Here is a 19,629-nt window from a genome sequence, read left to right as displayed (position 1 = left end):
TTATAAATTTATGATTAGAGGTGAAAAATGATGTGGGATTTTCCAAAGAAATGGTTAGGATTAGCAGCTATTATTGGAACTGTGCTTTTTCTTCTTTTTTGGAAAACGAACGAGCATACAGAGCGATCAGTTATTGCAACGGATGTTCAAGAGAAAGATATAGAGAAGAAAAGTAAACCGAAAATATCGGATACAAAGCAGCAGAAAAAAATAATTGTAATTGATATGAAAGGGGCTGTTGTTAAAGAGGGGGTGTATGAAATGAAAGAAGGGGACCGGGTCAAGGATGCTATTGAAAAAGCAGGTGGTTTTTTGCCTGAGGCAGATAGGATGAAGGTAAATTTAGCACAAATGGTACAAGACCAAATGATTCTTTACGTACCGAATAAAAACGAACAAGTGCAAGAAGTAGCTGCTGTTTCAAAGGGAGAGGGAAAAATTCAAATAAATGCAGCTTCTAAAGAACAACTTGAAAAAATTACAGGTATTGGTTCTCGGAAAGCAGAAAGTATTTTGAAATATCGAGAGGAACATGGTCCGTTTCAAAAAATAGAAGATTTGTTAGAGATTGATGGGATTGGTGTGAAGTCTTTGGAGAAAATAAAAGATCAAATTATTATTCCGTAAAAGATTGACGAAGTTTTTCTTCATTCGCTACACTACAAGTAGACAAAAAAGTAGGTGAAGAATATGGAACGAATTTCATGGGATCAATATTTTATGACGCAAAGCCATTTGTTATCTTTACGTAGTACATGTACAAGGCTTGCAGTAGGAGCGACAATCGTTCGTGATAAACGAATTATTGCTGGTGGATATAATGGTTCAATTAAAGGTGGCGTACATTGTATAGATGATGGATGCTACGTTATTGATAATCATTGTGTTCGTACAATTCATGCAGAAATGAATGCTTTATTACAGTGTGCAAAATTTGGCGTGAAAACGGAGGAAGCGGAAATTTATGTTACGCATTTTCCTTGTTTACAATGTTGTAAGGCGATTATTCAAAGTGGTATTACAGCAGTTTATTATGCACAGGATTATAAAAATCATCCGTATGCCGTAGAGTTATTTGAAAAAGCGAATGTAACGGTGAAACACGTTCCACTAGAATATGATATTGCAGCATTAGAGGATCAAAAGCGTCATATGGAGTTGAAAGAACTATTTGCATCTTTAGAAAAAGAGAACTTATCAATGGAAGAATTACAGCATGTATTCACGAAAGCAAAAATGATGCTATAAGGAGTGAGTATGAGTTGCAAGGACAATGGGGCTATGTTGCAATCTCATTTATAATAGGGATTGCAATTGCCTTCTCCTCTTCAGTTGTATGGCTGACTTGTTGTCTCGTTCTAAATGTTTTCTTTTGTTTGTATCGTACTCCGCGTAAAACTTTCTTTTATTGTATGGTAGCGTGTTTAAGTGGCGCTATGTACACCACGTATGTTCAAGGGCAAAACAAGCCTCTGGGAGAGTCCTACGAAGCTACAAGAGGAGTGATACATAATACACCTCTTATTAACGGAGATCGCCTCTCATTTCAAGTTGAAGATCAGAATAAAAATATAGTGCAGTTAAGTTACAAAATGAAATCAGCCTTGGAAAAGAAACAAATGCGACAATTACATGCAGGAGTATCATGTGTATTCGAAGGTGAGAGGAAAGAACCGCAAATAGCTCGGAATTTCCATGGGTTTAATTATCGTGATTATTTATATAAGCAAAATATTCATTTCATATTGGACGCTACATATATTTCTGAATGCCATAAAACATCGTTGTCACTCGTGCAATGGATTCTTCTTTTGAGGCAACAAGCAATCTCAGAAGTTACAGAAATGTTTCCAGAGCAATCAGGCGCTTTTATGAATGCATTAGTATTTGGTGATAGACAACAAATGACATTTGAAGTTGAAGAGCAATATCAACAATTCGGTCTCGTGCATTTGTTGGCGATTTCAGGATCGCATATCGTATTGTTAATGGTAATCGTGTATTTTATTTTGCTAAGAAGCGGTGTGACAAGGGAGGTAGCAACAGTATGTCTTATCTTCTGCATTCCTCTATATATGATTTTAGCAGGAGCGTCACCATCTGTTATAAGAGCTTCTATAACAGGAGTTTTCATGTTAATTGCTTTTATGTGTTCTATTCGTTTATCTAGCTTAGATGCTTTAAGTATAACAGCTATATGTATGCTTATGTTTGATCCATATCTCGTGTTTAATATTGGCTTTCAGTTTTCTTTCGTCGGTAGTTTTGCTTTACTTTTATCTGCCCCGCTTTTACTAGAGAGTGGTAATGGAGTAATTCGAAATTCTATTTATATTTCTTTCATTTCACAGCTCGTTAGTACTCCGATTTTGTTATATCACTTCGGTTATTTTTCTCCATATAGTATTTTCTTAAATATCTTATACGTTCCGTTTTTATCTCTCGTTGTATTGCCGTGCAGTATTGTTATTTTGATATGTATACCGATCATCCCGTTTCTTGCAAAAAGGCTTGCGAATGTACTATCAATAGGTTTGAATCTTTCTAATGATTTTTTAAGTTATTGTGAAAACTTACCATTTACCCGTCTTAATTTCGGACAAACACCTATACTTCTTGTAGCCTTATATTGCGTGAGTATTATTAGTATCTTGATGGTTTGGGAAAGGCGAATGGCAAAGGGGATTCTGTTTATATCTGCGGGTGTATTTCTTTTTATTAGTACATGCCATTATGTATATCCGTATTTTCGAGAAAGTGGGAGTGTTACCTTTCTCGATGTTGGACAGGGAGATGCAATATTAATTCGCCTCCCGTATGATCAAGAGATTTACCTTATTGATACTGGTGGAACAATTCGTCCGAACAAGGAAGAATGGCAACGGAAAAAGCATGAATTTTCTGTCGGAAATGATATTTTGATCCCTTATTTACAAAAGGAAGGTATTAAAAAGATCGATAAATTAATTATAACGCATGGAGATGCGGACCATATAGGTGCTGCGCAAGAGTTATTATCAAATATAACCGTAAAAGAAGTTGTATTTGGCCGAAAGGAACAAGATGCGGAATTGGAAAAAATAGTAAAGAAACAGGCTTTAGAAAAGGAAGTGAAAATAAGAGAAGTGAGAGAAGGAGAAAGTTGGAGCATAAATGGAGCGGAATTTTTCGTATTAGCGCCAATAGGAAAGGAGAACAGTGAAAATAACGCTTCAATTGTAATGTTGGCAAAATTAGGAGGACTAACGTGGTTGTTTACAGGTGATTTAGAAGAAGAAGGCGAGAAGTTTTTAGTAGCTACGTATCCAGAGTTGCGAGCGGATGTTTTAAAGGTTGCTCATCATGGGAGTAATACGTCATCTACAACACCTTTTCTGAGCGTCATACAGCCTAATATAGCGATTATTTCTGTCGGTGAGCGTAATAGGTATGGGCACCCTCATAAGGACGTTATAGAGCGTTTTGAGAAGAGGGGGATTGAAATATGGCGTACGGATAAGCAAGGGGCTATCTCCTATGTTTTTAAAGGGGAAAACGGAACCTTTCTCAGCAAAATCACATATGATGAAACACATAATAGATAAAAAAGACTGCCAGTAAGCAGCAGTCTTTAAGAACCGATAAATTTAATAACAGTTGCAATGATGAAAAGTGTTGCGAAAAAACCAAATGAGACGATAAATCCTACCCCTGAATCAATAGCGTCATTGCGTTTACTTTGAACGTTTTGTTCAAAATCATTCATTTAGAATCCCTCCCCAACATTCCACTTTAGTATAAAATATTGTCAGAAAAAAATCTACAATTTCCATATGAAGAGAAATAGAGCGTTTTTACTACTTTTAGATCATGAAGTAACGTGAGTTTTTGTTTCCAAGCATGTTAACAGTTGGCACTTATACTCGAATTTTTATTGCGAATAATAAAGGGAAGGTGATTACCGCACACCAATAAGAAACCCGGGGCTTATTGCGTGGCGTTTAATATAAATAAAGGGACGGGTTATATTGCCTGTTCCTTTGTACTTGTAAAACAAAAGCTAGGGCATTAGTATAAATATATATTGCCAAGTTAGGGAGTAGGAAAAAGTATGAGTGATATACATAAAAAGATTAAAAAGAAGCAGTTTGCTCCGTTATATTTACTGTATGGAACAGAAGAGTTTTTTATAAATGAAACGATAAAGCTTATTACAACAGAAGCGCTTGAAGAGGAAGATCGCGAGTTTAATGTTGTGACATATGATTTAGAAGAAGCATATTTAGAAGATGTGATTGAGGATGCACGTACACTTCCTTTTTTCGGAGAACGTAAAGTGTTATTAATAAAATCACCACTCTTTTTAACTTCACAAAAAGAAAAGTTAGAACAAAATATAAAAATTTTAGAAGAATATATCGGGGAACCTTCTCCCTTTTCTATTCTTGTTTTTGTTGCGCCTTACGAAAAGCTGGATGAACGAAAAAAAATTACAAAACTATTAAAGAAAACAGCGGATGTAGTAGAAGCGAATGCAATGCAAGTGCAGGATGTTCAGAAGTGGATTGTTGCTCGGGCAGATGAAGTGCATGTGCATATTGATCATGCAGCTGTTAGTTTATTGTTAGAGCTTGTGGGAAGTAATGTAACGATGTTGGCGAAGGAAATGGACAAGTTAACGTTATATGTCGGTATGGGCGAAGACATTACACCGAAACTCGTTGCAGAGCTTGTGCCAAAATCAGTTGAACAAAATGTGTTTGCTTTGACAGAAAAAGTGGTAAAAAAAGATATCGCAGGTGCAATGCAAATTTTGGATGGATTATTTACGCAACAGGAGGAACCTATTAAATTGCTTGCGTTATTAGTAAGTCAATTCCGTTTACTGCATCAAGTGAAAGAGTTACAGCAGCGTGGTTACGGCCAAAATCAAATTGCGTCCCATATTGGTGTGCATCCATATCGTGTAAAATTAGCGATGAATCAAACGAAGTTTTTCTCTTTTGAAGAATTAAAAAAAGTGATAATAGAATTAGCGGAAGCTGATTATAGTATGAAAACGGGAAAAATGGATAAGAAACTTGTGCTTGAGTTTTTCTTAATGCGGTTAAATCATATGTGATGAAACAAAAAAGTTCACGTGCTAAGAACGTGAACTTTTTTGTATATAAAAAAACGATCCGAATGGATCGTTTTTTAAACGCCTTACGCGTTTACTTGTTTCGCTAAGCGAGATTTTTGACGAGCTGCAGCGTTTTGGTGGATAAGACCTTTACGAGCTGCTTTGTCAAGTTTTTTAGAAGCAGTTTTGAAAGCTTCTTTAGCATTTTCAAGATCGTTATTAGTAACTAAAGCTTCTACAGTTTTAACAGCAGAACGCATGTCAGACTTGATAGAAGCGTTATGTGCACGACGCTCTTCGCTAAGTTTAGCGCGTTTGATAGCAGATTTGATGTTTGCCATACTTTTCACCTCCCTGGTGCAATCGAATGACTCGATTCTTAACATAGAACAAGTGATATTCTATCAAACGGTGAAGAGAATTGCAATAGTATATCTATGAAATTTCACGTAAAGGAAAGAATGACCTTATATAACTTTGGGAAATCTAACGATATTTACTATGAATGACGGAGGAGATACGATGAAAGAACCATTAGATTTAAGTAAATATAGTGTTAGAACGGACCTTGCTGTAGAGGCGCATCAAATGCTGCAAGAGCGTCAAGAAGAGCAAAAAGGGATACAAGGAGTTATTGTGAAAGAGAGGGAAGAAGAAGGTATTACCGTTACAAAAGTTACAATTGATGAAACTGCCTCTGAATCGATGGGTAAAAAACCTGGAAATTATTTAACGCTTGAAGTACAAGGTATACGTCAACAAGATACGGAGCTGCAACAAAAAGTAGAGCGTATTTTTGCAAAAGAATTTTCTTATTTCTTAGAAGAGGTTGGCGTTACGAAAGAAGCGAGTTGTTTAATTGTTGGTCTTGGAAATTGGAATGTAACGCCGGATGCGCTTGGACCGATAGTTGTAGAAAATGTATTGGTAACGAGACATTTGTTTCAATTGCAGCCTGAAAGTGTAGAAGAAGGGTTTAGGCCTGTTAGTGCAATTCGGCCGGGGGTAATGGGGATTACAGGAATTGAAACGAGCGATGTCATTTATGGAATCATTGAGAAGACAAAGCCAGACTTTGTCATTGCAATTGATGCATTAGCTGCTCGTTCTATTGAAAGGGTAAATAGTACGATACAAATTTCTGATACAGGAATTCACCCTGGGTCGGGTGTTGGGAATAAACGTAAGGAACTTAGTAAAGAAACATTAGGAATTCCTGTTATCGCAATTGGTGTGCCGACTGTGGTGGATGCCGTTTCGATTACAAGCGATACAATTGATTTTATTTTGAAACATTTTGGACGGGAGATGAAAGAAGGGAACAAACCTTCCCGATCTTTGTTACCGGCTGGTTTTACATTTGGAGAAAAGAAAAAATTAACAGAAGAGGATATGCCAGATGAAAAGAGCCGAAATATGTTTTTAGGTGCTGTAGGTACACTGGAAGATGAAGAGAAGAGAAAATTAATTTATGAAGTGTTATCTCCTCTTGGTCATAATTTAATGGTGACTCCGAAAGAAGTAGATGCCTTCATAGAGGATATGGCAAATGTAATAGCAAGTGGTTTAAATGCAGCGCTGCATCATCAAATTGACCAAGATAATACAGGAGCATATACACATTGATGGGAAGTGACGATAATCATGTAAGCCGCTTTTCGCTTTTATGTATATGTAGTGTGGCTATATGCTTACTTATGGTAATAGCAGGGGTGGCACTTGCAAATCATGGATTGAAAAGTATGAAGGGTTATCAGCAAATGTCGTATGAACAAATTGCTCATATGACAGGAACAAAAGGTGAGGCCGCTGAATCAGAAACTTTGGAAGGTTCGTTTTCCGCTACTGAAAAACAAAAACAATTAGAAAGCTTAAAAAGTTTTAATATTGTAGAAGGAATGGGTATGGCGATAGCAAGCGTTGCCTATGAAATAACAAAGTTTGGAACAGATATAGTTGTTGGGAAAGTAAGAGGGATTTTTAGTTAAGAGTCAAACGGAGGACGGTTGTTTTACAGGTTTGTAAGACAGCCGTTTTTTAATTTGAAAAAGGTTTGTCTCTTATGGTTTGTTCGCATAAGATATAAATAGAATGATTTGTATTGTAAGCAGCACGAGTTTTCATTGAATCTTTGCTGCTCTATTGATATAATCAGTGCTAGTGTATATTGGCGAGACTATTAGGAGTTGAGAACATAGATGAACAAAGAAGAAAGAGCAAAAAGACAGTCCAAAATTCGTAATTTCTCTATCATTGCTCATATTGACCACGGAAAGTCAACGTTAGCAGACCGTATTTTAGAGAAAACAAACGCGTTAACACAACGTGAAATGAAAGCTCAGTTGCTTGACTCTATGGATTTAGAGCGTGAGCGTGGTATTACAATTAAATTAAACGCAGTACAATTAAACTATAAAGCAAAAGACGGCGAAGAATATATTCTTCACTTAATTGATACACCAGGACACGTCGACTTTACGTACGAAGTATCTCGTAGTTTAGCGGCTTGTGAAGGTGCGATTCTTGTAGTAGATGCAGCGCAAGGTATTGAAGCGCAAACGTTAGCGAACGTATACTTAGCGCTTGATAACAATTTAGAAATTTTACCGGTTATTAATAAAATCGACTTACCAAGTGCAGACCCAGAGCGTGTACGCCAAGAGGTAGAAGATGTAATTGGTTTAGATGCATCAGAAGCTGTACTTGCTTCTGCAAAAGCTGGGATTGGTATTGAAGATATTTTAGAACAAATCGTTGAAAAAGTACCAGCACCAACAGGTGATTCTGAAGAGCCTTTACAATGTATGATTTTTGACTCTTTATATGATCCGTACCGCGGTGTAATTGCTTATATCCGTGTTGTAAATGGAACGGTAAAAGTTGGCGATAAAGTACGTATGATGGCAACTGGTAAAGAATTTGAAGTAACAGAAGTAGGTGTATTTACACCGAAAACTACGCAACGTGACGAGTTAACAGTAGGTGATGTAGGTTTCTTAGCAGCATCGATTAAAAATGTTGGTGATACACGCGTTGGTGATACGATTACACACGCGAAACGTCCAGCAGCTGAGCCGTTAGCAGGTTATCGTAAATTAAACCCAATGGTATTCTGTGGTTTATATCCGATTGATTCTGCACGTTACAACGACTTACGTGATGCATTAGAAAAGTTAGAGTTAAACGATTCTGCTCTTGAGTTTGAACCAGAAACATCTCAAGCGCTAGGATTTGGTTTCCGTTGTGGTTTCTTAGGACTTCTTCACATGGAAATCATTCAAGAGCGTATTGAACGTGAATTTAAAATTGACTTAATTACAACGGCGCCAAGCGTTATTTATAAAGTTTATTTAACAAACGGTGAAGATGTTATTGTTGATAACCCATCTAATATGCCAGATCCACAGTCTATCGATCGTGTAGAAGAGCCGTTTGTGAAGGCTTCAATTATGGTTCCGAATGACTATGTTGGAGCTGTAATGGAAATCTGCCAAGGTAAACGTGGAACGTTTATTGATATGCAATATTTAGATGAAACACGTGTTACATTGACATATGAAATTCCATTATCAGAAATCGTATATGACTTCTTCGATCAGTTGAAATCAAATACGAAAGGATATGCATCATTTGATTACGAGTTAATTGGTTACAAACCATCTAAACTTGTGAAAATGGATATTCTTTTAAATAATGAACAAGTCGATGCTCTATCATTTATCGTACACCGTGATTCAGCGTATGACCGTGGTAAAGTGATTGTAGAAAAATTAAAAGATTTAATTCCAAGACAGCAGTTCGAAGTGCCAATTCAAGCGACGATCGGAAACAAAGTTGTAGCGCGTTCTACAATTAAGGCGATGCGTAAAAACGTACTTGCGAAATGTTACGGTGGTGACATTTCTCGTAAGCGTAAACTTCTTGATAAGCAAAAAGAAGGTAAAAAACGTATGAAGTCTGTTGGTTCTGTAGAAGTACCGCAAGAAGCATTCATGGCTGTACTGAAAATGGATGACAACTAATAGTTGGAATGAAAAAAGAAGTCGTTTATGCGGCTTCTTTTTTACGTATAATTACTTTTTAGACATCTGAGTAGCTCTCATTTACAATAGTGAGAGAGCTTTTTAGTTCATATAGAGTTAGGAGTTTGTTAATGTCCGAAAATATTCGAAAAGATATTCAAGAAAAAATACAAAATGGCAATTTTAATTGTGAAAAGGAATTGACGCTTTCTATTATTAGTGGAAAGTGGAAAGTTGTAATATTGTGGCATCTTGGTGTGGAAGGGCCTCATCGTTTTAGTGAATTACAGCGATTATTTCCGAGCATTTCTCATAAAGTTTTGTCAAACCAATTAAAAGAGTTAATGGAAGATGGGATTGTTGATCGAACAGTATACCCAGAAATTCCACCGCGAGTGGAATATTATATGACGGGATTAGGCATGTCGCTTTTACCAATCGTTGAAATGATGTATGATTGGGGAAAAATGCGAATGGAACAAATTCGTAATACGTTAGAGAAGTAAAAGAAGCCTCCCGAGCGCGGAGGTTTTCTTTTTAGAAAGGTAGGAGTTATTTTTGGTGCAAGCTGCATATATTCATATTCCGTTTTGTCAGCATATTTGTCACTATTGTGATTTTAATAAAGTGTTTATTGAACGCCAGCCGGTCGATCAATATTTAGAGTATTTAGAGAAAGAAATAATAAATACAGTTCAAAAGGTACCGTTTGATAGTATGAAAACGATTTTTGTTGGCGGGGGAACTCCAACAGCATTAAATATGGAACAGACAAAGAAATTATTAGATATTATAAATCGTCGTTTACGTCCGTTTGCCCCGAATTGTGAATTAACATTTGAAGCGAATCCAGGTGATTTGCCGAAAGAGAAATTAAATGTATTGCTAGAAGGTGGAGTGAACCGAATTAGTTTTGGGGTGCAAACATTTCGAGATGAATTGCTTGAGAAAATTGGACGTAAGCATACGAGAGAAGATGCGTTTGTAGCAATTAGAGAAGCGCAGGAAGTAGGCTTTAAAAATATAAATGTAGATATTATTTATGCTCTGCCAGGGCAGACGATAGAAGATGTAAAAGAGACATTAGACATTGCTTTTACGCTTGGTGTACAACATTTCTCGGCATATTCATTAATTGTGGAACCGAAAACAGTATTTTATAACTTAATGAATAAAGGGAAATTAAGACTTCCAGGTGAAGATCATGAAGCGAAAATGTACGAAATGGTAATGGATGAAATGGAGAAACATGGCTATACTCAGTATGAAATTAGTAATTTTTCAAAAGGTAATAATGAAAGTAGACATAATCTCACATACTGGAATAATGAAGAGTATTATGGATTTGGAGCTGGAGCGCATAGTTATGTAAATGGAGAACGTATCCAAAATGTAGGGCCGCTCAAGCAATATTTCAATAAGATCGATGAAACCGGATTTCCGTATTTAGATGTTCATGTGGTGACGGAGAAAGAAAAAATGGAAGAAGAGTTGTTCTTAGGACTCCGAAAAACAAAAGGTGTATCTAAAATAGCGTTTCAAAAGAAATTTAATATGGAAATGGATCAAGTTTTCGCGAAGCAGTTACAAAACAACCAAGAACAAGGATTGCTTGAAGAGAGCGATGGATATGTTCGTTTAACGCGAAAAGGCAAATTATTAGGGAATGAAGTATTCCAATCATTTTTGATTGACTAATTAAATGTTCCATTAACGTGAAAAAGTTTCATTATTTCGTGACGTTTCCGTTGACAATTGAATGTCAATTTTGGTAAGTTATTAATAGATTTAGCACTCGAAGACAAAGAGTGCTAACAGAGGTGATGATGAGATGCTTACGGAACGTCAGCTCTTAATTTTACAAACAATTATTGATGACTTTATTGGATCAGCGCAACCTGTTGGGTCAAGGACGTTGGCTAAAAAAGATGAAATTACATTTAGTTCAGCTACTATACGAAATGAAATGGCCGACTTAGAGGAACTAGGATTTATTGAGAAAACGCATAGTTCTTCTGGACGTGTTCCTTCTGAAAAAGGATACCGATTTTATGTAGACCATCTTTTAGCGCCGCAAAACTTACCGAAAGATGAAATTGTACAAATTAAAGATTTGTTTGCTGAAAGAATTTTTGAAGCTGAAAAGATTGCACAACAATCGGCTCAAATTTTATCAGAGCTTACAAATTATACGGCCATTGTTCTTGGACCGAAGTTAAGCACAAATAAACTTAAAAACGTACAAATTGTTCCGCTTGATCGTCAAACTGCAGTCGCTATTATTGTAACGGATACAGGGCATGTACAAAGCAAAACGATTACCGTTCCGGAATCTGTTGATTTATCAGATTTAGAAAAAATGGTTAATATTTTAAATGAAAAGCTATCGGGCGTACCAATGTCGGAACTCCATAATAAAATCTTTAAGGAGATTGTTACGGTATTGCGCGGGTATGTTCATAATTACGATAGTGCAATAAAAATGTTAGATGGTACATTTCAAGTTCCTTTATCGGAAAAGATATACTTTGGAGGAAAAGCAAATATGCTTTCGCAACCAGAGTTCCATGACATTCACAAAGTAAGATCCTTGCTGACAATGATTGATAACGAAGCCGAGTTTTATGATATTTTGCGTCATAAACAAGTAGGTATTCAAGTGAAAATTGGTAGGGAAAACTCTGCGACAGCCATGGAAGATTGTAGTTTGATTTCTGCAACATATTCGATTGGAGAAGAACAGCTTGGAACAATTGCTATTTTAGGTCCGACAAGAATGCAATACTCTCGGGTAATTAGTTTATTACAGTTATTTACGAGACAATTTACAGATGGACTTAAAAAGTAAATGAGAGTAATACATTCGCTCAAGTGATGAACTTTTCATTGCTGTGTGTAATATATAATGCTTAGGTAATTGTGTTTAACATAGTACCTAATACCTTTTAAGGAGGTGAATATTGTGGAAGAGCGTAACGAACAAGTGGTAGAAGAAGTAAAAGAAGCGCAAGTTGAAGAAGCTGTCACGCCAGAAAACAGTGCAGAAACTGTAGAAGAAAAAAGTGAGGCTGCTCTTTTACAAGAAAAAGTAGATGAGTTACAAGCGAAACTAACGGAAACGGAAGGTCGCACATTACGTCTACAAGCTGATTTTGAAAATTATAAGCGCCGTGTCCAAATGGATAAACAGGCTGCTGAAAAATATAGAGCACAAAGTCTAGTTTCAGATATTTTGCCAGCTCTTGATAATTTTGAAAGAGCGATGCAAGTGGAAGCAACTGATGAGCAAACGAAATCCTTGTTACAAGGTATGGAAATGGTGCATCGTCAATTGCTAGAAGCGTTGAATAAAGAAGGTGTTGAAGTGATTGAAGCTGTTGGTAAACAGTTTGATCCTAATGAACACCAAGCTATTATGCAAGTGGAAGACAGTGAATTTGAATCAAATGCGGTAGTTGAAGAATTCCAAAAAGGTTATAAACTAAAAGACCGTGTGATTCGCCCGTCAATGGTAAAAGTAAATCAATAATTTACATAAAAGTAGGAGGATTCGCCATGAGTAAAATTATCGGTATTGACTTAGGTACAACAAACTCTTGTGTAGCTGTTATGGAAGGTGGAGAGCCAAAGGTTATCCCAAATCCAGAAGGAAACCGTACAACACCTTCTGTTGTAGCTTTCAAAAATGAAGAGCGTCAAGTTGGGGAAGTTGCAAAGCGTCAAGCAATTACAAACCCAAATACAATCATGTCTGTTAAACGTCATATGGGTACAGACTACAAAGTAGAAGTTGAAGGTAAAGATTATACACCTCAAGAAATTTCTGCAATCATTTTACAAAACCTAAAAGCTTCTGCTGAAGCATACTTAGGTGAAACAGTAACGAAAGCTGTTATTACAGTACCTGCATACTTCAACGATGCAGAACGTCAAGCAACGAAAGATGCTGGTCGTATCGCTGGTTTAGAAGTTGAGCGTATCATTAACGAACCAACAGCAGCAGCGCTTGCTTACGGTTTAGAGAAACAAGATGAAGAGCAAAAAATCTTAGTATATGACTTAGGTGGCGGTACATTTGACGTATCTATCCTTGAGTTAGCAGACGGAACATTCGAAGTTATTTCAACTGCTGGTGACAACCGTCTTGGTGGAGATGACTTTGACCAAGTTATTATTGACCACTTAGTAGCTGAGTTCAAAAAAGAAAATAACATTGATTTAAGCCAAGATAAAATGGCACTTCAACGTCTGAAAGATGCAGCTGAAAAAGCGAAAAAAGATCTTTCTGGTGTAACACAAACACAAATTTCATTACCATTCATTAGTGCTGGAGCTGCTGGTCCATTACACTTAGAATTAACATTAACAAGAGCGAAATTCGAAGAGCTTTCAGCAGGTCTTGTTGAAAGAACATTAGAGCCAACTCGCCGTGCATTAAAAGACGCTGGTTTTGCTCCAAGTGAATTAGATAAAGTTATCCTTGTTGGTGGATCTACTCGTATCCCAGCTGTACAAGAAGCTATTAAACGTGAAACTGGTAAAGAACCATATAAAGGTGTAAACCCGGATGAAGTTGTAGCATTAGGTGCTGCAGTTCAAGGTGGCGTACTTACTGGTGATGTAGAAGGCGTACTATTATTAGACGTAACTCCACTTTCTTTAGGTATTGAAACTATGGGTGGCGTATTCACGAAATTAATCGAGCGTAACACTACAATTCCAACAAGTAAGTCACAAGTATTCTCAACAGCTGCTGATAACCAACCAGCAGTAGATATTCACGTATTACAAGGTGAGCGTCCAATGTCAGCTGACAACAAAACGTTAGGTCGTTTCCAATTAACAGACCTTCCACCGGCACCACGTGGTATTCCACAAATCGAAGTAACATTCGATATTGATGCAAACGGTATTGTTAACGTACGTGCGAAAGATTTAGGAACAAGCAAAGAGCAAGCTATTACAATCCAATCTTCTTCAGGTCTTTCTGATGAAGAGGTAGAGCGTATGGTACAAGAAGCAGAAGCAAATGCTGACGCTGACCAAAAACGTAAGGAAGAAGTTGAACTTCGTAACGAAGCTGACCAACTTGTATTCCAAACTGATAAAGTTGTAAAAGATTTAGAAGGTAAAGTGGATGCGGCTGAAGTTGCAAAAGCAACAGAAGCGAAAGAAGCATTACAAGCTGCGATTGAGAAGAACGAGCTTGAGGAAATCCGTGCGAAAAAAGATGCTTTACAAGAAATCGTACAACAATTAACTGTTAAATTATACGAGCAAGCTCAAGCAGCTGCAGGGCAAGCAGAAGGTGCACAAGGAGCACAAGATGCTGGCGCGAAGAAAGACAATGTAGTAGACGCTGAGTTTGAAGAAGTAAAAGAAGATAAGTAATTCAACTTTAAACATAATAAGTAAGATGACAAAAAGTCAAAGTCAAGCGTGCCTTGGCTTTGGCTTTTTTCACGAATGAGAAGGAATGTGTGAGGGTCTTAAGTTTTTAACTTTGCATACTGTAAGTGAGGAAACTTTGTTGCAAAGCACTTTCTTTCGGTGTTAAAATTACGTTTATGTGAAAGATTCGGGGGTTGTAAATTTATGAGTAAACGAGATTATTATGAGGTCCTTGGACTTAGCAAGGGTGCTTCAAAAGATGAAATTAAAAAAGCGTATCGTCGTTTGGCTAAAAAATACCATCCAGACGTAAGTAAAGAAGAAAATGCAATTGAAAAGTTTAAAGAAGTACAAGAAGCATACGAAGTATTAAGCGACGATCAAAAGCGTGCGCAATATGATCAATTTGGTCATGCTGGTGCTAATCAAGGCTTCGGTGGCTTTGGCGGCGGAGGAGACTTCGGCGGTGGCTTCGGTTTTGAAGATATCTTTAGTTCATTCTTTGGCGGCGGTGGCGGCAGACGTCGTGATCCAAATGCTCCGCGCCAAGGTGCTGACTTACAATATCAAGTCACTTTAGATTTTGAAGAAGCGATTTTTGGTAAAGAATTAAATGTCGAGATTCCGGTAGAAGATCCATGTGATACTTGTAAAGGTAGCGGGGCAAAACCAGGAACTTCAAAAGAAACATGTAAACATTGCTCAGGATCAGGGCAAGTAAGTGTAGAACAAAATACACCATTTGGTCGTATCGTAAACCGTCAAGCTTGTGGTCATTGTTCAGGAACTGGTCAAATGATTAAAGAAAAATGTACGACATGCCACGGTTCTGGTAAAGTACGTAAACGTAAAAAAATCAACGTTAAAATTCCAGCAGGTATCGATAATGGTCAACAAATCCGTGTATCTGGAAAAGGTGAAGCGGGCGTAAATGGCGGACCGGCAGGAGATTTATATGTTGTTGTTCATGTAAGAGATCATGAATTCTTTGAACGTGAAGGAGATCACATTATTTGCGAAATGCCATTAACATTCGCGCAAATGGCACTTGGTGCTGAAGTGGAAGTTCCTACTGTTCATGGGAAAGTGAAGCTGAAAATTCCAGCAGGCACACAAACAGGAACAGAATTCCGCTTAAAAGGGAAAGGTGCTCCGAACGTACGTGGATATGGTCAAGGAGATCAATATGTAGTCGTTCGTGTTGTTGTACCGACGAAATTAACTTCACATCAAAAAGATTTATTGCGTGAATTTGCGGGACAAGAAGAGCAGGATGATAGTTTATTCGGAAAGCTTAAACGTGCTTTCAAAGGGGAATAATGGAAATAAAAAATGGAGTTGGTAAATTGTGAAATGGTCAGAAATTAGTATTCATACAACAGAAGAAGCAGTAGAAGCTGTCTCTCATATTTTACATGAAGCTGGTGCTAGTGGAGTTGCGATTGAGGATCCGGCAGAGTTGACGAAAGAGCGCGAGCAACAATATGGTGAAATTTATGCATTGAACCCAGATGAGTATCCGGCGGAAGGTGTATTAATAAAAGCATATTTCCCGCAAACGGATTCTTTACATGAAACAATTGCAGGTGTAAAATCATCTATTGATGTGCTTCCATCTTACGACATCGAAATTGGTACTGGAAATATTACCGTTAACGAAGTCAATGAAGAAGATTGGGCTACTGCTTGGAAAAAATATTACCATCCAGTACAAATTTCTGATACATTCACAATTGTGCCGACTTGGGAAGAATATACACCATCTTCTCCGGAAGAAAAAATTATTGAATTAGATCCAGGTATGGCATTTGGAACGGGAACTCATCCGACAACAACGATGTGTATCCGTGCTTTAGAAAAAACAGTACAGCAAGGTGATACTATCATTGATGTAGGAACAGGTTCTGGTGTACTGAGTATTGCAGCAGCAAAATTAGGTGCGTCTTCTGTTCAAGCATATGATTTAGATCCGGTTGCGGTTGAAAGTGCAGAAATGAATGTACGTTTAAATAAAACAGATGATATTGTATCTGTTGGACAAAATAGTCTTTTAGAAGGTATTGAAGGTCCTGTTGATTTAATCGTAGCTAACTTATTAGCAGAAATTATTCTATTATTCCCTGAAGATGCAGCGAGAGTTGTGAAGTCAGGCGGATTATTTATTACATCGGGCATTATTGCTGCGAAGGAAAAAGTAATTTCTGAAGCGTTAGAAAAAGCTGGATTTACAATTGAAGAAGTGTTACGAATGGAAGATTGGGTAGCAATTATTGCACGAAATGCGTAATATAGATTTTAGTCTATAATGAAAAGGGGAGTCTCTCACTATAAGGTGAGGGACTTGCCGTTTGTTATATGAAAAATGATAACGTTTCGTTCTTTTCGTAAGTATTGGCTTACGAAAGGAACGAAACTCTACTAAGGTGATTATATGCAACGTTATTTTGTAGAAGAGAAATATGTAAATGAGACAAGTATTCGCATTGTAGGTGATGACGTCCATCATATCGCAAGAGTAATGCGTATGTCAGCTGGAGATCACATTTATTGCTGTGTAAACGGAAAAACAGCCGTATGTTCAATTGATGAAATTACCAGTGAATTTATTAATACGGCTATTGTAGAATGGGTAGAGGCGTCAAGTGAACTTCCTGTTTTCGTGACGATTGCAAGTGGACTGCCGAAAGGAGACAAGCTAGAGTTAATTTTTCAAAAAGGAACTGAGCTTGGGGCAGCTGCATTCTTACCATTTCAAGCATCTCGCTCTATCGTAAAATGGGATGCAAAAAAAGCTGATAAAAAAGTTGAGCGTTTAAGAAAAATTGTGAAAGAAGCTGCGGAACAATCACATAGAAGTGAAATTCCAGAAGTACACGCCCCAGCATCGTTTAAACAATTGCTGTCAATGAGTGGTGAGTATGATGTTTGCCTTGTTGCTTACGAAGAGGAAGCGAAACAAGGCGAGAAATCTAATTTTGCGAAAGCTTTAACGATGATGAAACCAGGTCAAAAGTTATTGATTGTATTTGGCCCAGAAGGCGGTTTGGCTGAGGAAGAGATTACAGCGCTTCGTGAACATAAATTTGTACCATGTAGTTTAGGACCAAGAATTTTAAGAACAGAAACGGCGCCGTTATACGCGTTAAGTGCTGCTTCGTATCATTTTGAATTGATGGGGTGATGATCAATGTCAACTGTTGCGTTCCATACGTTAGGTTGTAAAGTAAACCACTATGAAACAGAAGCCATTTGGCAATTGTTTAAACAAGGTGGATATGAAAGAACTGAATATGAAAAAAAAGCTGATGTATATGTTATTAATACATGTACAGTAACGAATACGGGGGATAAGAAAAGTCGTCAAGTTATTAGACGTGCTGTTCGTCAAAACCCAGATGCGGTTATTTGTGTAACAGGATGTTATGCACAAACATCTCCAGCGGAAATTATGGCGATTCCAGGTGTAGATATTGTAGTTGGTACACAAGATCGTGAAAAGATGTTAGGATACATCGAAGAATTCCGTAAAGAGCGTCAGCCAATTAATGCTGTGCGTAACATTATGAAAACACGTGTATATGAAGAACTTGATGTACCTTACTTCACGGACCGTACACGTGCATCTTTAAAAATACAAGAAGGTTGTAATAACTTCTGTACATTCTGTATTATTCCTTGGGCGCGTGGTTTAATGCGCTCTCGCGATGGGAAAGAAGTTATTAAACAAGCGCAGCAATTAGTAGATGCAGGCTATAAGGAAATCGTATTAACGGGTATTCATACAGGTGGGTACGGTGAAGATATTAAAGATTATAACTTAGCTGGATTACTTCGTGATATGGAAGCGGAAGTAGATGGATTAAAACGTCTTCGTATTTCTTCTATTGAAGCGAGTCAGATTTCAGATGAAGTAATTGAAGTGTTAGATAAGTCTGAAGTAGTTGTACGTCACTTACACATTCCATTGCAATCTGGATCTAATACTGTATTAAAGCGTATGCGTCGTAAGTATACGATGGAATTTTTCCAAGAGCGCTTAGATCGTTTGAAAGAAGCGTTACCAGGTCTTGCGATTACATCAGACGTAATCGTTGGTTTCCCAGGTGAAACAGAAGAAGAATTCATGGAAACATACAATTTCATTAAAGAGAATCGCTTCTCTGAGTTGCACGTATTCCCGTACTCAAAACGTACAGGAACACCTGCAGCGCGTATGGAAGATCAAGTTCCTGAAGATGTGAAGAATGATCGTGTTCACCGTTTAATTGAACTATCAAATCAATTAGCGAAAGAGTATGCATCACAGTTTGAAGGAGAAGTACTTGAAATTATTCCAGAAGAACAATTTAAAGAGGGCGACCGTGAAGGCCTATATGTAGGTTATACAGATAACTACTTGAAAATTGTATTTGAAGGATCAGAAGAATTAATTGGTAAACTAGTGAAAGTAAAAATCACAAAAGCTGGTTATCCATATAACGAAGCGCAATTTGTTCGTGTCCTTGAAGATGATGTGAAAAAGGAATCAGCAAGCGCATAAAGTGAAACTTTAATGAGCGTGGGATTCATTCCCCGTTCATTATTAGCCCGCACCAATCGGGATAAGAAAGCATGCAAACGGAAACGATTTGCATGCTTTCTTTTTTAGTGGAGAAGTTAAGTACTGAAAATGTATGAAATGAGTAGTTGTTTCGTACGTTCCTGCATGAAAAAAGGTGTAATGACAAAAATATAGTTGCCTTCAGGGGAAAGGATAACAGCTATCTGCATAGTTTTTGAAAAAGGAAGAGCATCTATTCTTCTTTTATTCTGCCAAATAGTTGACCTGAAGTGATAAAATGTATTATAATCGTAAAAGACATGCTGAAGAAGTGTTTCTTTTTGCATGCTGAAGTTAGTATGTAAGTGTGATGTTTCGGAGGGAGGGAAAGAGAATGTCAAAAACAGTCGTTCGTAAAAACGAGTCTTTGGAGGATGCACTTCGCCGTTTTAAAAGATCGGTTTCTAAAACTGGTACACTTGCTGAAGCAAGAAAGCGCGAGTTTTATGAAAAACCAAGTGTAAAACGTAAGAAGAAATCTGAAGCGGCAAGAAAGCGTAAATTCTAAGAGAGGG

19 protein-coding genes are annotated in these 19,629 nt (G+C 37.3%); 17 read left to right on the top strand and 2 right to left on the bottom strand.

What is annotated here, in order from left to right; translation table 11 throughout:
* Positions 1-27: 27 nt before the first annotated feature.
* The 3 genes from MR079_RS10840 (at position 28) to MR079_RS10830 (ending at position 3,584) form a co-directional block, all read left to right on the top strand.
* Positions 28-627: a helix-hairpin-helix domain-containing protein gene (locus tag MR079_RS10840; RefSeq protein WP_041184493.1), complete on the top strand. Its 600-nt coding sequence runs from the start codon at positions 28-30 to the stop codon at positions 625-627.
* A 63-nt stretch (positions 628-690) separates the two neighbouring features.
* Positions 691-1,248 (top strand): ComE operon protein 2, encoded by a 558-nt coding sequence (locus MR079_RS10835; RefSeq protein ID WP_000439783.1) that lies wholly within the window; start codon positions 691-693, stop codon positions 1,246-1,248.
* A gap of 14 nt (positions 1,249-1,262) precedes the next feature.
* Positions 1,263-3,584, top strand: a complete 2,322-nt coding sequence (locus MR079_RS10830) for a DNA internalization-related competence protein ComEC/Rec2 (protein ID WP_139866618.1) — start codon at positions 1,263-1,265, stop codon at positions 3,582-3,584.
* A 26-nt stretch (positions 3,585-3,610) separates the two neighbouring features.
* Here the strand turns inward: MR079_RS10830 and MR079_RS10825 are convergent, their stop codons facing one another.
* Positions 3,611-3,745, bottom strand: a complete 135-nt coding sequence (locus MR079_RS10825; RefSeq protein ID WP_000997609.1) for a YqzM family protein — start codon at positions 3,743-3,745, stop codon at positions 3,611-3,613.
* Between the two features lie 345 nt (positions 3,746-4,090).
* Here MR079_RS10825 and holA point away from each other — a divergent pair, with 345 nt between their 5' ends.
* Positions 4,091-5,101, top strand: a complete 1,011-nt coding sequence (gene holA / locus MR079_RS10820; protein ID WP_242293986.1) for a DNA polymerase III subunit delta — start codon at positions 4,091-4,093, stop codon at positions 5,099-5,101.
* 83 nt (positions 5,102-5,184) lie between these two features.
* Here the strand turns inward: holA and rpsT are convergent, their stop codons facing one another.
* Positions 5,185-5,442, bottom strand: coding sequence for a 30S ribosomal protein S20 (gene rpsT, locus MR079_RS10815; RefSeq protein WP_001274011.1), 258 nt, complete (start codon positions 5,440-5,442; stop codon positions 5,185-5,187).
* Between the two features lie 181 nt (positions 5,443-5,623).
* Between rpsT and gpr the strand changes: the two genes are divergently transcribed.
* From gpr to rpsU, 13 genes are all read left to right on the top strand, one after another.
* The gene (gene gpr, locus MR079_RS10810; protein ID WP_139866622.1) at positions 5,624-6,727 is read left to right on the top strand and encodes a GPR endopeptidase; all 1,104 of its coding nucleotides are present in this window, start codon (positions 5,624-5,626) and stop codon (positions 6,725-6,727) included.
* On the top strand, positions 6,727-7,089 hold the full coding sequence (locus MR079_RS10805; protein ID WP_139867101.1) for a YqxA family protein: 363 nt from the start codon (positions 6,727-6,729) through the stop codon (positions 7,087-7,089). The genes gpr and MR079_RS10805 overlap by 1 nt, the downstream gene beginning before the upstream one ends.
* Positions 7,090-7,299: 210 nt before the next feature.
* Entirely contained in the window at positions 7,300-9,123 is a 1,824-nt protein-coding gene (lepA, locus tag MR079_RS10800) for an elongation factor 4 (RefSeq protein ID WP_029439954.1), read from the top strand.
* Positions 9,124-9,254: 131 nt separating this feature from the next.
* Positions 9,255-9,629, top strand: coding sequence for a winged helix-turn-helix transcriptional regulator (locus MR079_RS10795; RefSeq protein WP_139866624.1), 375 nt, complete (start codon positions 9,255-9,257; stop codon positions 9,627-9,629).
* Between the two features lie 52 nt (positions 9,630-9,681).
* On the top strand, positions 9,682-10,821 hold the full coding sequence (hemW, locus tag MR079_RS10790) for a radical SAM family heme chaperone HemW (RefSeq protein WP_016718498.1): 1,140 nt from the start codon (positions 9,682-9,684) through the stop codon (positions 10,819-10,821).
* Between the two features lie 133 nt (positions 10,822-10,954).
* Positions 10,955-11,971, top strand: a complete 1,017-nt coding sequence (hrcA, locus tag MR079_RS10785; RefSeq protein ID WP_061687119.1) for a heat-inducible transcriptional repressor HrcA — start codon at positions 10,955-10,957, stop codon at positions 11,969-11,971.
* A gap of 114 nt (positions 11,972-12,085) precedes the next feature.
* The gene (gene grpE, locus MR079_RS10780) at positions 12,086-12,652 is read left to right on the top strand and encodes a nucleotide exchange factor GrpE (RefSeq protein WP_048550889.1); all 567 of its coding nucleotides are present in this window, start codon (positions 12,086-12,088) and stop codon (positions 12,650-12,652) included.
* A 26-nt stretch (positions 12,653-12,678) separates the two neighbouring features.
* A complete protein-coding gene (dnaK, locus tag MR079_RS10775; protein WP_000034700.1) occupies positions 12,679-14,514 on the top strand; it encodes a chaperone protein DnaK in 1,836 nt (611 codons plus the stop codon).
* A 204-nt stretch (positions 14,515-14,718) separates the two neighbouring features.
* Entirely contained in the window at positions 14,719-15,834 is a 1,116-nt protein-coding gene (gene dnaJ, locus MR079_RS10770) for a chaperone protein DnaJ (RefSeq protein WP_071757255.1), read from the top strand.
* 28 nt (positions 15,835-15,862) lie between these two features.
* Positions 15,863-16,801 (top strand): 50S ribosomal protein L11 methyltransferase, encoded by a 939-nt coding sequence (prmA, locus tag MR079_RS10765; RefSeq protein ID WP_000872110.1) that lies wholly within the window; start codon positions 15,863-15,865, stop codon positions 16,799-16,801.
* 144 nt (positions 16,802-16,945) lie between these two features.
* The gene (locus tag MR079_RS10760; protein ID WP_001190157.1) at positions 16,946-17,695 is read left to right on the top strand and encodes a 16S rRNA (uracil(1498)-N(3))-methyltransferase; all 750 of its coding nucleotides are present in this window, start codon (positions 16,946-16,948) and stop codon (positions 17,693-17,695) included.
* Positions 17,696-17,701: 6 nt separating this feature from the next.
* Positions 17,702-19,054, top strand: a complete 1,353-nt coding sequence (gene mtaB / locus MR079_RS10755) for a tRNA (N(6)-L-threonylcarbamoyladenosine(37)-C(2))-methylthiotransferase MtaB (RefSeq protein WP_000108677.1) — start codon at positions 17,702-17,704, stop codon at positions 19,052-19,054.
* A 394-nt stretch (positions 19,055-19,448) separates the two neighbouring features.
* Entirely contained in the window at positions 19,449-19,622 is a 174-nt protein-coding gene (gene rpsU / locus MR079_RS10750) for a 30S ribosomal protein S21 (RefSeq protein WP_000048061.1), read from the top strand.
* Positions 19,623-19,629: the final 7 nt, after the last annotated feature.

Source organism: Bacillus cereus group sp. BfR-BA-01381, from assembly GCF_022663555.1.
Classification (GTDB): domain Bacteria; phylum Bacillota; class Bacilli; order Bacillales; family Bacillaceae_G; genus Bacillus_A; species Bacillus_A pacificus.
The sequence above is the reverse complement of the archived record's forward strand: the minus strand, read 5'-3'. Positions and strand labels throughout refer to the sequence as shown.

What these genes read in the sequence shown, in the direction of transcription:
- holA (WP_242293986.1), top strand. Translation starts at nt 4,091, where the DNA reads ATGAGTGATATACATAAAAAGATTAAAAAGAAGCAGTTTGCTCCGTTA.
- MR079_RS10840 (WP_041184493.1), top strand. Translation starts at nt 28, where the DNA reads ATGATGTGGGATTTTCCAAAGAAATGGTTAGGATTAGCAGCTATTATT.
- MR079_RS10825 (WP_000997609.1), bottom strand. Translation starts at nt 3,745, where the DNA reads ATGAATGATTTTGAACAAAACGTTCAAAGTAAACGCAATGACGCTATT.
- MR079_RS10805 (WP_139867101.1), top strand. Translation starts at nt 6,727, where the DNA reads ATGGGAAGTGACGATAATCATGTAAGCCGCTTTTCGCTTTTATGTATA.
- MR079_RS10835 (WP_000439783.1), top strand. Translation starts at nt 691, where the DNA reads ATGGAACGAATTTCATGGGATCAATATTTTATGACGCAAAGCCATTTG.
- dnaJ (WP_071757255.1), top strand. Translation starts at nt 14,719, where the DNA reads ATGAGTAAACGAGATTATTATGAGGTCCTTGGACTTAGCAAGGGTGCT.
- mtaB (WP_000108677.1), top strand. Translation starts at nt 17,702, where the DNA reads ATGTCAACTGTTGCGTTCCATACGTTAGGTTGTAAAGTAAACCACTAT.
- MR079_RS10760 (WP_001190157.1), top strand. Translation starts at nt 16,946, where the DNA reads ATGCAACGTTATTTTGTAGAAGAGAAATATGTAAATGAGACAAGTATT.
- hrcA (WP_061687119.1), top strand. Translation starts at nt 10,955, where the DNA reads ATGCTTACGGAACGTCAGCTCTTAATTTTACAAACAATTATTGATGAC.
- rpsT (WP_001274011.1), bottom strand. Translation starts at nt 5,442, where the DNA reads ATGGCAAACATCAAATCTGCTATCAAACGCGCTAAACTTAGCGAAGAG.
- gpr (WP_139866622.1), top strand. Translation starts at nt 5,624, where the DNA reads ATGAAAGAACCATTAGATTTAAGTAAATATAGTGTTAGAACGGACCTT.
- dnaK (WP_000034700.1), top strand. Translation starts at nt 12,679, where the DNA reads ATGAGTAAAATTATCGGTATTGACTTAGGTACAACAAACTCTTGTGTA.
- MR079_RS10795 (WP_139866624.1), top strand. Translation starts at nt 9,255, where the DNA reads ATGTCCGAAAATATTCGAAAAGATATTCAAGAAAAAATACAAAATGGC.
- lepA (WP_029439954.1), top strand. Translation starts at nt 7,300, where the DNA reads ATGAACAAAGAAGAAAGAGCAAAAAGACAGTCCAAAATTCGTAATTTC.
- rpsU (WP_000048061.1), top strand. Translation starts at nt 19,449, where the DNA reads ATGTCAAAAACAGTCGTTCGTAAAAACGAGTCTTTGGAGGATGCACTT.